This window comes from Saccharopolyspora sp. NPDC002578 (assembly GCF_053592695.1).
Genome location: NZ_JBSFWJ010000021.1, coordinates 17,858 through 31,408 on the forward strand (window position 1 = coordinate 17,858; position 13,551 = coordinate 31,408).

The following is a 13,551-nucleotide window of genomic DNA, read 5'->3' on the forward strand; positions in this document are numbered from 1 at the left end:
CCCACCCCTACCGCAGTTCCGCGACGGCCACGTGGTCCATGTCGTCGAACGACTGGTTCTCCCCGGCCATCGCCCACACGAAACCGTACCGGTGCGTACCGGCTCCACTGTGGACGGACCAGCTGGGCGAGACCACCGCCTGCTCGTCGCCCACCACCAGGTGCCGGGTCTCGCCGGGCTCGCCCAGCAGGTGCAGCACCCGGTGCTCGGCGGGCAGGTCGAAGTACAGGTAGCACTCGGTGCGCCGGTCGTGGGTGTGGGCGGGCATGGTGTTCCAGACGCTGCCCTCGGCGAGTTCGGTGACGCCCATGACCAGCTGGTCCGAGGCGATTCCCGCCGTGTGCACGTACTTGCGCAACTCGCGCACGTTCGCGGTGGCCTGCGCGCCGAGCCGCGCGGGTTCGGTGTCTGCGTGCCGCGCGACCCGCGTCGGATGCGCCGCGTGCGCGGGAGCGGAGACCAGGTAGAACCGCGTGCCGTCGCCGCGGAACGCCACCTCGCGGGTGCCGACCCCGACGTACGCGCAGTCGCGGTGCTCCAGGCGGTGCTCGGTGCCGTCGGCGATGACGGTGCCCGGCCCGCCGAGCGCGATCACGCCGAGTTCGCGGCGCTCGCAGAAGAACTCGCCGCGCAGCGCGGGTTCCGCGGTCAGCTCCAGCACCTGCCCCGGCCCGGGAACGGCACCGCCGAGCACCACCCGGTCCTGGTGCGAGTGCACGGTGCGGATCTCGCCGGGCGCGAACAGGTCGGGCACCAGGTAGTGGGCGCGCAGCGCGTCGGTGTCGAAGCCGGGCACCTGGTCGGGGTGCGTGGCGTGCCGGTTCTCCATGCGGAGCCTCCTCGTTCAGGACCGGGCGGACCGGCCGTTCGCCGGGAATTGGGCCGGGCGGCCGATAGCCAGTCGACGGTGATCGGGGTCACCATGGCCGTCACCGAATATGGAACCCCGTTCTGCTTTTCGGAACAACCCGCCGTTCGGCGGGTCTGTGGAGGTCACCGTGCCGCCCTACCACCAGAGCCCCGATCCCACCGGCTCCCTGCTGCTGTCCGCGCTGCTCGCGCTGCTGCCCCTGGTCACGCTGCTGTTCCTGCTCGGCGGACTGCGTTGGAAAGCGCACTGGGCCGGGCTGGCGACCCTCGGCGTGGCGCTCGTCGTCGCCGTCGCGGGCTACGACATGCCACCGCTGCTCGCGCTCGACGCCGGGCTGTACGGCATGGCGCAGAGCCTGCTGCTCATCCTCTGGCTCACCTTCAACGCCATCTGGATCTACAACCTGACCGTGCACAGTGGACACTTTGCGGTGCTGCGCCGGGCGTTCGGCACGCTCGGCGAGGACATCCGGGTGCAGTCCATCGTCATCGCCTTCTGCTTCGGCGCACTGCTCGAAGCGCTCGCCGGCGGCGGCGGACCGGTCGCGATCTGCGCGGTCATGCTCATCGCGCTCGGCGTCTCCCCGCTCAAGGCCGCCGCGCTGGCGCTGGTCGCCGACACCGCGCCCGTCGCGTTCGGCGGCATGGGCAACCCGATCACCGTGCTCGGCGAGGTCACCGGCCTGCCCGCCGCGGAATTCGGCGCGGTCGCCGGGCGCCAGGTATCGGTGCTCGCCGTCGTCGTCCCGTTCGTGCTGCTGCTCGTCGCCGACGGGCGCCGCGGCGTGCGGCAGGCGTGGCCCGCCGCGCTGGTCGGCGGGATCTCGTTCGCCGCAGCGCAATTCCTCACCTCGAACTACCTGTCGTACCAGCTCGCGGACATCGTGGCGGCGATCGTGTCCGCCGGTGCGATCCTGCTGCTGCTCCGGGTGTGGCGCCCCGGCGAACCGGTCACGGCGGCGCTGCTCCCCGACGACCGGGACGCAGACGCGTCCGGCGCTCCGGCGCCCACCGAACCCGCGGCGCTCACCACGACCGCCCGCCCGCAGGCCGAAACGTCCGCGCCCGCAACGGATTCCCGCGCCGAAACGCTGCGCGCCTTCGCCCCCTACGCGATCATCGTGCTGGTCTTCGCGCTCGCGCAGTTCGACTCCGTGAAAGCACCGCTGAAAACGCTGACCTGGAGCTTCGACTGGCCCGGTCTCACCGTGCTCACGGCCGCCGGCACTCCCGTGGACACCGAGTACGAGTTCGCCATCGGCTCCGCCACCGGGACCCTGCTCCTGCTGTCCGGCCTGCTGGCGCTGCCGTTCCTGCGGGTGCGCCCGAAGGACGCCGTGCTCGTCTACGGCCGGACGCTGCGGCAGTTCGGCTGGGCCATCCTCGCGATCCTCGCCGTGTTCGCGCTGTCCTACGTGATGAACCTGTCCGGGCAGATCACCACGCTCGGCGTCTGGCTCGCGGGCACCGGGGCGTTCTTCGCGTTCCTCTCGCCCGTCGTGGGCTGGTTCGGCGTCACCATCACCGGCACCGACGCGGGTGCGAACGCGCTGTTCGGCGGCCTGCAGACCACCGCCGCCCAGCAGATCGGCGCGGACCCGGTGCTGCTGGGCGCGGCGAACTCCTCCGGCGGCGTGATGGCGAAGATGATCTCGCCGCAGAACCTGGCGATCGGCACCGCGGCGGTGGGACTGGTCGGACGCGAAGGCGAGCTGTTCCGCCGCGTCTTCGGCTGGAGCCTCCTGCTCCTGCTCCTCATGTGCACCCTGGTCTACCTGCAGTCGACCCCGGTACTGAGCTGGATGCTCCCTTGAGCGCCTGCCCTTGATCTCGACCTGCGCAGGGGGCGGGTGGCGGAACCTCAGTGGCTTCCTCGCTGCGGGATCTTTTTCCCAAGTGGCTCCGCCACGAGGGAAAAAGCCGTCCTCGCGAGGAAGCCACTGAGAACCCGCTGCGGTGCCGGCAGGCAGGGTGGTCACTGCTCAGCGGCTCCGCCGCTGACAAGACAACGACAAATACCCCCGCTCACCTGGAAAAGACACGGGCGCCGAGAACGAGCCTGAGGGGAGTGAACGGACTGTTCGTCCGGTCTGATCGGACGAACGGTCCGTTCACTCCGCGCTCCACCCTGCCGTCGGCGGCGTCCTCCCCCAATTCGGGGTAGGGGGACGACACCGCCGCACCGCAGATCATCGTCGCCGCGCGGTGATCTCGCCGGATCACTGCTGCCGGCGCGGCACCGCGGCGACGAGCACGCCGCCGAGCAGCAGCAGGCCGGTTCCGGTCCAGAACAGCGGAATCGTGTAGTACGCGCCGCTCGTCTTCGCCAGCGGCGGGGCGGCGGCACCCTGCGCGGGCGGCGCCGGTGCGGGCTGCTGCTGCGCGGGAACCTCGCACACCACGCCGCCTTCCGGCGCTCCCGCCCGAGCCGTCTGCTCGCCGAAGGTCACGTGGGCCAGCGCCGCGTCGGGCATGCCGAGCGCGGTCCCGGGCAGCAGCTTCAGGTCGAACAACCGCGCACCCGCCCGCATTTCGGTGCCCTGCGCCTCCTCGGTGAGTTCACCGATGCTCAGCCGCAGCACGCCGATGTCGAGCACGCGCTCGTTGAGCGCGGGCCCCACGACCGGCAGCTCGCCGGGCGCGCCCGGCAGCCCGATCGGCAGGTCCGCCGTCGGATTCGCCGCGTCGATCACCACGAGCTCCCGGCCGCCCTGCGACACCCGCAGCACCGGAGCCTCGTAATCCACAGTGGACGTTTCGGGGTCGCCCGTGGCGGTGACCGTCAACTTCGGCTCGCTCACCACGTCCACGCGCAGTTCCTGCGGAGTGCCCGACAGCAGCCGCACGCTCGCCAGCTGCATCGCCGACGTCGCCCGCACCGCCTTGCCCGCCGAACCCGGCACGTCGACGAGTTCGATGCGGGACTGCGCGCGCACCGCGTCCGGCACGTTCAGCAACGATCCCGCGCCCGATTCCGTCGGCGCACCACCGGAAAGCAGCCCGCCGAGCCGCGCGAGCGACCCCGGCATCTCCCCGGCGAGCGCCGCCTCCGGGGCGTCCCGCTGCTCCGCGGGCAGCAGCTCGGAGACCTGTTGCGGCCCGTCCGGCAACGCGGGCAGCACGTTCACCGCGGACAGGCTCCCCAGCGAACTGCTCGCCTCCGAGATCGGCGACACGCACGGACCGAGCCGGTCGTCCCACCGCGCGTGCGCGCTCCCCTCCAGCAGACCGAGCTTCACCAGCGCATCAGCGGGCGACGCGGGCGGCCGCACCCCGGTCACCGTCGGCTCCGCGTGGTCCGGCACCGCCGTCTGCACCACCGACGCACCCGGAACCTGCGGCGAATACCCGCCGATCGCGGCACCGAACGGCGCGGCCTCGGCGGTCGCCCGCTCGTGCGCCAGGTACGCGCCGGAGTCGGCCTTCGACTTCGCCAACCCCAGGCCGAGCTCGATCAGCGACTGCTTGCGCAACGCGTCCTCGTAGGCCGGATCGTCGAAGATGCTCTCCCCCGGAACCGTTCCCGGCAGCACCCGCACCACGCCGATCCCGGTGCCCACCTCCGCGGAGATCGGCCCCGGCTGCACCGGCAACTCCAGCGCGGGCGGCTGATCCGGGTCCACCGGCGTCGGCACCGGGGTGGTCTGCGCGAACGCGGCGGGCATCCCCAACCCTGCGACGGCCAGCGACACCGTCGTCACCGCGGTGAAACGACGCAGCGGTCGAACTGATCGCATCCGTATGCCCTCCATCGGCACATCGGTGACGAGCGTCACCGCACATATCAACGACGGCCCCCCGTCCAGGTGACGCTGATCTTCGCCGCAACCGGTGACGCCGCACACCGGCAACCCCTCCGCCGGACGCCCCCACCGGACCCGCTACACTCGTCCCCGCAACGCCGCCTTAGCTCAGTCGGCCAGAGCGACGCACTCGTAATGCGTAGGTCAAGGGTTCGATTCCCTTAGGCGGCTCGCTGAGAAGACCGCAGGTTCACTCCGGTGACCTGCGGTCTTTCTCGTTCGGCACCCGCATCCGCGGTGAGGGCCGCTCGCCGCCGGGCCCATCCGAACATCATCCGCGCACCGGGCCGCGCTCGATTCCGGAGAACCCGAATCACACCCGGAACCACTCGGGGAATTTCGAACGCCTTCCCGCGGGGCGACCGGCCACTACCGCGCGCGCAACCACCCGACGATTTCCGGAACGACACCGAAGTACCGAACTGAACTGCTGCAACGCCGTTCTGACCCGAAAATCGCGACACCTCGGAACCAGCCGGAGACCACAATTTTCCCGAGTTTCGAACTCCGCCGTCCGATCGCCCATCCACGCATTTCGAAAATCGATTCGCGGCACCGTTCGCACACCGAACCGGCGGACCGGATCGACGAATCCCACCTCCACGGCCGAGCCGTTCGCGACCGCTCGCGGCACCACCACCCCCACCGGACATCCCTCTCCCCACCCGGCCCACTGCACCCCGGACGCCCCTATAGCAGAGGGATCGCTGGGCTGATCGTGGCCCACGTGATTGGGCCGGACGGACGCGCTGCCACAGTGGAGAACCCCGATCCGGGGCGAGTAGTCGCGGCGACTGAGCACTTGCGCCATCGACTGTTATCACTGGCAGGTTTCGACGAAGATGCCTCGCGGTCGACCTGCGGTGATCACAAGGCGTAACAGGGTGTAGGCCGAACAGCCCATTCAGCTATCACCCGACCGGTCGATTGTCGTCGTACTTGGGGAACTACTTCGATCACAGTGACGCCGGAAGGATCGATGTGATGGAGCGTTGGGACGCGGGCACGGGCATCATTGGGGGCGGGGTCATCGCCGGGGAAACCCAACCGCAGGACTGGGAGCGCCGAATCAGCGAGCTGTCCGAACAGCTCTACCGAGCGCGACTGCTGCAACGACTTCTACTGATCTGGGCCTATCCGGGGAACGTGGCCCTCACCGGGCTCTCGATCTCCGGGATCGTGCTGCTCACGCCCCCGATAGCGGTATCGGTGGCGGCGGTGGCGATACCCGTCGGCTCGGTCGCGGTATCGGCGCGCACCGCCTACCGGCACCACTTCGCGGTGCGCTCGGTGGCCGCGGAGCTGCGCGAGTTCGAGCGAGCGCACCGCGAGCACCAGCTCGACGAGTGGAACGCCGGCGACCTGCTCGGCATGCGCAAGCGCTACCGGGCCGAGCTGCCGGACGTGATCGAGCGGTACCGCACCGAAGCAGGCAGCCACCGCTGGAAGGACCAGCTGCTGCAGACGGTGGTCATCTCCGGATCCATCATCAGCGCCACCGTCACCGCGGCCTCGGCCGCCGTCGTCGGCGCGCGCTGGGCCGCGGTGGCCATGAGCCTGCTGGTGGCGGTCGCGGCGGCGTTCGGCGGCTACTCGAAGTACCGGGAACGCGCCGCGAGCCTGCAGCAGACGGCCGATGTGCTGGAACGCGAATACCATTCGGTCGAATTACGGGCCGGGCGCTACAGCCGGTTCGACGACGAGAGCGACGCGTACGCCGAATTCGCCGACACCGTCGAGTCGTTGCGCGAAGAACAAGCCAAGCGCCAACAACACCTCAACCAGTCCGTGGACGTCACTTCCATCGTCGGACAGTAATTCCAAGATCACCCCACTCACACGAACGTGTCGCCCGCCGGTCACTCCGCACACTGCCAGTCGATAATCCGCGGCTGTCGTGATCGCTGATTAGTGGCCGGTCCCGGCTCCGTACGCTGCGACCTCTGGCGCACAGGTGAGCGCCTGTGCAGAGAGGAGCAAGGCGATGAAACGCAGCCTCACCACGGTCGCCGCAGTGCTGGCGGGCGCCGGTGCCGTCGGATTCTCCGGTACCGCCCAGGCAGCCCCGCAGTTCCCGGCCGAGCTGCCCGTGGACAACGGAATCGCGCAGACCGCCTTCCACGGCGCCGGAACCCTGCACGGCGTGCAGCGCACCGTCGGCGACGTGGTGCGCGCACCGCAGGCGCTGGCCGCGCAAGCCGGCGAGGCCTCCGGCCGCACCGGCGAGGGCAACGTCATCGGCGACACGCTGCACGACCTGTCCCAGGCGCACACCCACCCGGTCAACACCCAGGGCGCCACCATCCCGCTCGGCGGCGTCATCCCCGCCTCGAAGGCGCGCGCCGGTGCCACGCCGATCGACGGTGTCACCCAGGCCCCCGCCACGCGCGGCATCACCGACTTCGTCGACACCACCGGCAACGCCATGCTCGATCTGATCAACCAGATCCCGCCGGAGCAGCTCAACGCGAACAACAACATCTCCGCCGAGAACGGCGAGCCCGGCGCGGCGGGCACCGCCGGCCAGGACGGTGCCGACGGGAAGCCCGGCGGCACCTCGTCCGCCGTGAACACCCCCACCACCAAGCCGACGACGGCGGGCACCCCCAAGGGCGGACTGCTCGACCTGAGCAACGCCGGCGGCGCGGTCGGCAAGCCGCTGGCCGACGGCCTCACCGGCACCCCGCTCGCCGGGCTCGCGGGGCTGCCGCAGGGCGGCGGCGCCTGAGACGGCCCGAAACAGCCACGGCCCCCGTGCTCTGGGAGGAGAGCGCGGGGGCCTTTCCCGTTCCAGGGCGGCCGAACGAACCCGCTCAGCCGTGGTGCAGGGTCGCGACCATCGCCTCCACCGCGATGATCGGCTTCACGTTCTGGGTGAGCGCGGTGCGGCACTCCAGCACCGCCTCCAACCTCCGCAGCGCCGACTCCGAGGTCCACTGCGCCGCGGCCCTCGACACGTCCGAGGCGTAATCGGGGTGGTTCAACGGAGCTCCCGAACCCGACCGGGAGACCAGCACGTCGCGGTAGAAACCGGCCAGGTCCACCAGCGCCAGGTCCAGCGCGTCCCGCTGCGAGCGGGTGGCGCGGGACTTCTGCCGCTTCTCCAGCTCCTTGAGCGCGGCGTTCGCGCCGCGGGTCGCCGACGCGGTGCCCTTGCCGGTGCCGCCCGCACCCATCGCGGTGCGCAGCTCGTCCTTCTCGGCTTCGTTGCGGTCCTCGTTCGCCGCGACCGCCTCCGACTCGGAGGACTTCACCAGGCCGCTCGCGGCCGTGAACACGTCGGAGAACCGGCGCAGACCAGCCGGAATGCTCAGCACCTTGTCCCGCCGCTCGCGCGCGGCCGGGTCCGTCGCCAGCCGCCGCGCCCGCCCGATGTGCCCACCGCACACCGACGCGGCCCACTGCGCCATCCCGTCGTCGACGTCGTCGCGTTCCCGCAGCACCTCGGCGATGGACGCGGCGAGCGGAGTGCGCAGCTGCATCGCCCGGCACCGCGACCGGATCGTCACCGGCACGTCCTCCGGGTGATCAGAAGGCGCGCACAGCAGGAAGACCGTGCGGTCCGGCGGTTCCTCCACCGCCTTGAGCAGCGCGTTCGCCGCGCCCTCGGTGAGGCGGTCGGAATCCTCGATCAGCACCACCCGCCACTGCCCGGTGGTGGGGCGCCGCGCCGCGGCCTGCACCAGGGCCCGCATCTCGCGCACCGAGATCGTCAACCCCTCCGGCACGACCACCCGGACGTCGGCGTGCGTGCCCGACATGACGGTGCAGCAGGCGGAGCACCGGCCGCAGCCCGGCATGGCGTCCGCCTCCGTGCACTGCAGCGCGGCGGCGAACGCGCGAGCGGCCACCGATCGCCCCGAACCGGGCGGGCCGGTGAACAGCCACGCGTGCGTCATGGCTCCGGCGGGCGCGGGCTCACCGCGCACCTGCAGATGCGCGGCCTGCGCCGCGGCGAACAGCGTGCGCACGGCGACGGGCTGGCCGACGATGTCCGCCCACACCCCGGTGGCCGGTGGCACGGTGCCTTCGACCGGGTCAGGGGACTGCGTCATCACGTCACCTCCGGGCAGCGTCGACTCGCACTGTACGAGGCCGCACCGACACGAGATCAGCGGGTCGCGACCCGTCCTCGGGAGAGGATCGGAGCAGCGGCGGCGCCGAGCCGCGGCTCAGCAGGCAGGGGCTCGGCTCAGGCCCCGCCGGTGGACGAGGTGCTGCGCGTCGACGAGGAACGGGACCCGCTCGCACGCGACGACGGGCTCTTCGCCGACTTCGACGCCGTGGACTTGGACGCCGTGGATTTCGACGCGGTCGACTTGGACGCGGTCGACTTCGACGCCGTGCTCTTGGTCGCGGCGGACTTCGACGCCGACTTCGTCCCGGTGCTCTTCGTGCCGGACGCCTTGGACGCGGTCTTCGTGCCGGTGCTCTTCGTCGACTTCGACGTCGTGCTCTTCGCGGTCGACTTCGCGGGGGCCTTCTTCTTCGCCGGAGCCTTCGCCCGCCGCTCCGCGATCAGCTCGACCGCCCGGTCCATCGTCAGCGACTCGACGTCATCGCCCTTGCGCAGCGACGCGTTCGTCTCGCCATCGGTGACGTACGGACCGAACCGCCCGTCCTTGATCACCAGCGGCTTGCCGGTGTCCGGCTCGTCGCCGAGCTCGCGCAGCGGCGGCGCGGCGGCACGGCGACCGCGCTGCTTGGGCTGGGCGTAGATCTTCAACGCCTCGTCCACGGTGATCGTGAAGATCTGGTCCTCGGTCTCCAGCGACCGCGAATCGGTGCCCCGCTTCAGGTACGGCCCGTAGCGGCCGTTCTGGGCGGTGATCTCCTCGCCCGACTCCGGGTCCTTGCCCACCACGCGCGGCAGCGACAGCAGCTTCAACGCGTCGTCGATCGTCACCGTGTCCAGCGACATCGACTTCAACAGGCTGCCGGTGCGCGGCTTCGACTTGTCGCCCTCCGGGAGGATCTCCGTGACGTACGGGCCGAACCGGCCCTCCTTCGCCATCACCTCGTGGCCGGACTCCGGGTCGGTGCCGAGGCTGCGGCCCTCCATCGGCGTGGCGAACAGCTTCTCCGCGACCTCGGAGCTGAGCTCGTCCGGCGGCAGGTCGTCGGGCAGGTTCGCCCGCTGCGACTCCTCCGAGCTCAACGGGCGCTCCAGGTACGGCCCGTAGCGGCCCACCCGGACGTAGACCGTGCGGCCCTCGTCGTCGGTGAACATCGGGATCGAGTTCACCTCGCGCGCGTCGATCTGCTCGACGCTGGAACCGACCAGCTTCTTCAACCCGCCGGCGCGGCCGATCGAGTCGCCCGGACCGACCTCGCCGCCGAAGTAGAAGCCGGACAGCCACTTGGTGCGCTGCTGGCGCCCCTCCGCGATGCGGTCCAGCTCGTCCTCCAGCGCGGCGGTGAAGTCGTAGTCGACCAACCTGCCGAAGTGCTGCTCCATCAGGCCGACCACGGCGAACGCCACCCAGGACGGGACCAGCGCGGAGCCCTTCTTCCACACGTAGCCGCGTTCCTGCACGGTGCTGATGATCGACGCGTAGGTGGAGGGACGGCCGATGCCCAACTCCTCCAGCGCCTTCACCAGGCTCGCCTCGGTGTAGCGGGCGGGCGGGTTCGTGCTGTGGCCGTCCGGCTCCAGCTCGGCGGCGGTGATCGGCTGGTCCTTCGTGAGCTGCGGCAGCCGCGACTCGGCGTCGTCGGCGACACCGCCCGCCTCGGAGTCCACCGACTCGACGTAGGCCTTGAGGAATCCGGCGAAGGTGATGGTGCGGCCGGACGCGGCGAACGTGCACTCCTCACCGCTGCCGGCGGTGCCGGTGATGCGCACCGACAGCGTGGTGCCCTTCGCGTCCGCCATCTGCGAGGCGATGGTGCGCTGCCAGATCAGCTCGTAGAGCTTGTAGCCGTCGGTGTCGAGCTCCTTGGCGACCTGGCCCGGCGTGCGGAAGCTCTCCCCCGCCGGACGGATCGCCTCGTGCGCCTCCTGGGCGTTCTTGACCTTGCGGTTGTACTGGCGGGGCTGCGGGGACAGGTGGCTGTCGCCGTAGAGCTCCCTGGCCTGGTTGCGCGCCGCGCTGATCGCCGTCTCCGACAGCGTCGTCGAGTCGGTACGCATGTAGGTGATGTACCCGTTCTCGTACAGCCGCTGCGCCGTGCGCATCGTGCGGTCCGCCGAGTAGCGCAGCTTCCGGCTCGCCTCCTGCTGCAGCGTGGAGGTCATGAACGGCGCGTACGGCTTCCGCGTGTACGGCTTCTCCTCGACGCTGGAGACGCTGAGCCGGGCATCGGTCAACGCGTCCGCGAGGCGCCGGGCCTCCTGCTCGTCGAGCGGCCGGGCGTCGGCGTTCTTGAGCCGCCCGTCCGGGCCGAAGTCCCGGCCGGTGGCGACCTTCGCGCCGTTCACGGTGACCAGCCGCGCACCGAAGCGCGGCGGCTCGGCGGCGGAACCCGCGTCCATGGTGGCCGAGATGTCCCAGTACGAGGCGGGCACGAACTTGATGCGCTCCCGCTCGCGCTCCACCACGATCCGGGTCGCCACGGACTGCACGCGGCCCGCCGAGAGCTTCGGCATGACCTTCTTCCACAGCACCGGGCTGACCTCGTAGCCGTACAACCGGTCCAGGATGCGGCGGGTCTCCTGCGCGTCGACCAGGTCCTGGTCCAGGTCGCGCGGGTTCGCGGCGGCGGCCTGGATCGCCGATTCGGTGATCTCGTGGAACACCATCCGGCGCACCGGCACCTTCGGCTTCAGCGTCTCCATCAGGTGCCAGGCGATCGCCTCGCCCTCGCGGTCGCCGTCCGTGGCGAGGTAGAGCTCGTCGACTTCCTTGAGAGCGTCCTTGAGCTCGCTGACGGTGGACTTCTTGTCCGCGGTGACCAGGTAGAGCGGTTCGAAGTCGTTCTCGACGTCCACGCCCAGCCGCGCCCAGGACTGGCCCTTGTACTTGGCGGGCACGTCGGCCGCGCCGCGGGGAAGATCCCGGATGTGGCCGCGGGACGACTCCACCACGAAGTTCGACCCCAGGTAGGAGGCGATCTTGCGAGCCTTGGCCGGGGACTCGACGATGACCAACCGCCGACGTCCGGAGTCCGCCCCACCGGAGGACCCCGAAGCCCGGCCGTTGTCGCCGCTCTGCTTCGCCCGTGTCGACCCAGCCACGCTTACCTGCTCTCTTCTCGCGGAGGCGTCCGATCCGCCAGTGTGCACCGCATGCCGTCCCAGGTACCGCACCCAGGGAGGCACAGCGTGGCACACAACACGCCTGCACTCGCGTCTTCCGTCCCGTACGAACGTATCGGGTAGCGCTCATGTTCCGTTGTGTGACCTGCCGTGACCTGTGGGGTGATCCTCAGGACACCAGCGGCCACGTTCGCTCGATCGCACCATCGGGTGTCGGGCCGACGAGCTCGGCGAGGCGTTCGATCCGCCGCCTGCCGGTGACCCGCAACGCCGGCCCGCCCGCTCGTGGCCCCATGCACCGCGCGGGCAGCCCGGCCTTGGCCAGCGCCGCCGCCAGCGGCTCGTACGTCTCCGGGGCGTGCGGGTCCAACCCGAGCAGATAACCCCCCGGCACCGGCCGGCCGGCGGTCAGCGCCCACAACCGCAGCGCGGCGCCGTCCGGGGCGAAGCCGGCGGGCACCGACTTCACCGCCCCGCGCAGCCACTGACCGGCGAGTCCGGTCAGGTCGGAGCGGAACGCGGTGCGGACCAGCGGGTGGCCCTCCTCCGAACGTCCGAGCTCGGCGGCCACCCCCCGCTCACCGCACGCGCGCACCAGCGACCGGGCCCGCCAGTCGTCGACGACGACCACGGACAACCGGGCGGCGGTACCGCGCCCGAAACCGACCGCTTGTCCCGGGCCGCACAGCAACCCCGCGAGGTCGGCCACCCGGGGGTGGCGAGCCTCGGCGGAGTAGAAGGACAGCTGGTCCACGATCCGTGATCGTAGAACGTCCGTTCGAGCTTGACCAGGGCCTCCGCCCGGACGAGCGATCGATCGACCTCGTCCGGGCGATCTTCGCGACTCGACTACCGGCACCGGGCCGGAGCGGATCACCGGTGCTCAGCACCGGTCCCGCGCCGCCCGATCGATCAGCCCGGAGGCTGCTGCTGGGGCTGTTGCTGCTGCTGTTGCTGCTGCATCTGCTGCTGCTCGACCGCCGACTTCGTCAGCTCCTGGCACTCCGGGGCCTTCATGGCGGCGTCGTTGAGCTGCTGGTTCTTGGAGAACTCGGCGAACTGGGCGCTGAAGTCGAGCTGCTGGCCCTTCTTCAGCTCGTCCTGCACCCCGGTCATCCCGGCGGTGAACGCCTGCTCGTTCGAGGTGTCGACCTGCTCGGCCTTGCCCTTCGCGGTCGTCAGGATGTCGCGCACCTGGGTGAACCCGTCCTTGAAGGTGCCCGCCACCTGGTCGGCGCCCTCGATGGGCGAAGGGCCGATCTGCTCCAGGCCCGTCACCGTCTTGTCCGCGGCGTCGTACGCGGCGGTCATCTGCGCGACCGACGTGGTCTTGAAGGTGTCGGTGTTGGTCTTGTCCACCTGCGGCGCCTGCTGCTGCGACGCGGAGAAACCACCGACGAGACCGCACAGCTTGCCGGTCCAGGCCACGCCGTCCGCACCGGCCTGCGCCCCCTGGGGCTGCTGCTGTTGCTGTTGCTCCTGCTGCGGCGGGGGCGGCTGGGCGGGCTGCTGCGGCTGCTCGTTGGAGCAACCGGCCAGCGCCAGCGGGACGGCGGCGAGCACCGCGACGGACGTCGAACGGATATTCATGCGCATTCCCTCAGGTTGTTTCACCGTGCTCCCCGACTGTCCCGCATCCGCGGGGCCGCCTCCGGAACCGGGGGCCCTCCGGCTCCCGTT

General features: G+C 70.9%; 9 protein-coding genes and 1 tRNA gene. 4 read left to right on the forward strand and 6 right to left on the reverse strand.

The annotated features are described in order from the left end of the window. Positions 1-7: 7 nt before the first annotated feature. Positions 8-829 carry a 5-dehydro-4-deoxy-D-glucuronate isomerase gene (gene kduI, locus ACWD38_RS12965; RefSeq protein WP_450124111.1) on the reverse strand — a complete coding sequence of 274 codons (822 nt, stop codon included), beginning with the start codon at positions 827-829 and terminating at the stop codon, positions 8-10. Between the two features lie 169 nt (positions 830-998). On the opposite strand from kduI, the gene ACWD38_RS12970 reads away from it, so the two are divergent. Beyond that, a complete protein-coding gene (locus ACWD38_RS12970; protein ID WP_343071607.1) occupies positions 999-2,684 on the forward strand; it encodes an L-lactate permease in 1,686 nt (561 codons plus the stop codon). A 405-nt stretch (positions 2,685-3,089) separates the two neighbouring features. Here the strand turns inward: ACWD38_RS12970 and ACWD38_RS12975 are convergent, their stop codons facing one another. After that, positions 3,090-4,607, reverse strand: coding sequence for a hypothetical protein (locus tag ACWD38_RS12975; RefSeq protein WP_450124112.1), 1,518 nt, complete (start codon positions 4,605-4,607; stop codon positions 3,090-3,092). Between the two features lie 163 nt (positions 4,608-4,770). Here ACWD38_RS12975 and ACWD38_RS12980 point away from each other — a divergent pair. The 3 genes from ACWD38_RS12980 (at position 4,771) to ACWD38_RS12990 (ending at position 7,401) form a co-directional block, all read left to right on the forward strand. After that, a tRNA-Thr gene (locus ACWD38_RS12980) sits at positions 4,771-4,844 on the forward strand. An 813-nt stretch (positions 4,845-5,657) separates the two neighbouring features. Then, positions 5,658-6,491, forward strand: coding sequence for a DUF4231 domain-containing protein (locus tag ACWD38_RS12985; RefSeq protein WP_184483553.1), 834 nt, complete (start codon positions 5,658-5,660; stop codon positions 6,489-6,491). A gap of 166 nt (positions 6,492-6,657) precedes the next feature. Next, on the forward strand, positions 6,658-7,401 hold the full coding sequence (locus ACWD38_RS12990; protein WP_184483555.1) for a hypothetical protein: 744 nt from the start codon (positions 6,658-6,660) through the stop codon (positions 7,399-7,401). An 85-nt stretch (positions 7,402-7,486) separates the two neighbouring features. Here ACWD38_RS12990 and ACWD38_RS12995 read toward each other — a convergent pair whose 3' ends face one another. The 4 genes from ACWD38_RS12995 to ACWD38_RS13010 form a co-directional block, all read right to left on the reverse strand. Further along, positions 7,487-8,728, reverse strand: a complete 1,242-nt coding sequence (locus ACWD38_RS12995; protein ID WP_450124113.1) for a DNA polymerase III subunit delta' — start codon at positions 8,726-8,728, stop codon at positions 7,487-7,489. A gap of 137 nt (positions 8,729-8,865) precedes the next feature. Beyond that, on the reverse strand, positions 8,866-11,850 hold the full coding sequence (gene topA, locus ACWD38_RS13000) for a type I DNA topoisomerase (RefSeq protein ID WP_184483559.1): 2,985 nt from the start codon (positions 11,848-11,850) through the stop codon (positions 8,866-8,868). 190 nt (positions 11,851-12,040) lie between these two features. Further along, a complete protein-coding gene (locus tag ACWD38_RS13005) occupies positions 12,041-12,625 on the reverse strand; it encodes a hypothetical protein (protein WP_184483560.1) in 585 nt (194 codons plus the stop codon). Between the two features lie 158 nt (positions 12,626-12,783). Then, a complete protein-coding gene (locus ACWD38_RS13010; RefSeq protein WP_184483562.1) occupies positions 12,784-13,461 on the reverse strand; it encodes a hypothetical protein in 678 nt (225 codons plus the stop codon). Positions 13,462-13,551 lie beyond the last annotated feature (90 nt).

Excerpts from the sequence above, each read along its gene's own strand:
- kduI (WP_450124111.1), bottom strand. The coding sequence starts at position 829 with ATGGAGAACCGGCACGCCACGCACCCCGACCAGGTGCCCGGCTTCGAC.
- ACWD38_RS12975 (WP_450124112.1), bottom strand. The coding sequence starts at position 4,607 with ATGCGATCAGTTCGACCGCTGCGTCGTTTCACCGCGGTGACGACGGTG.
- ACWD38_RS12985 (WP_184483553.1), top strand. The coding sequence starts at position 5,658 with ATGGAGCGTTGGGACGCGGGCACGGGCATCATTGGGGGCGGGGTCATC.
- ACWD38_RS12990 (WP_184483555.1), top strand. The coding sequence starts at position 6,658 with ATGAAACGCAGCCTCACCACGGTCGCCGCAGTGCTGGCGGGCGCCGGT.
- ACWD38_RS12995 (WP_450124113.1), bottom strand. The coding sequence starts at position 8,728 with ATGACGCAGTCCCCTGACCCGGTCGAAGGCACCGTGCCACCGGCCACC.
- ACWD38_RS13010 (WP_184483562.1), bottom strand. The coding sequence starts at position 13,461 with ATGAATATCCGTTCGACGTCCGTCGCGGTGCTCGCCGCCGTCCCGCTG.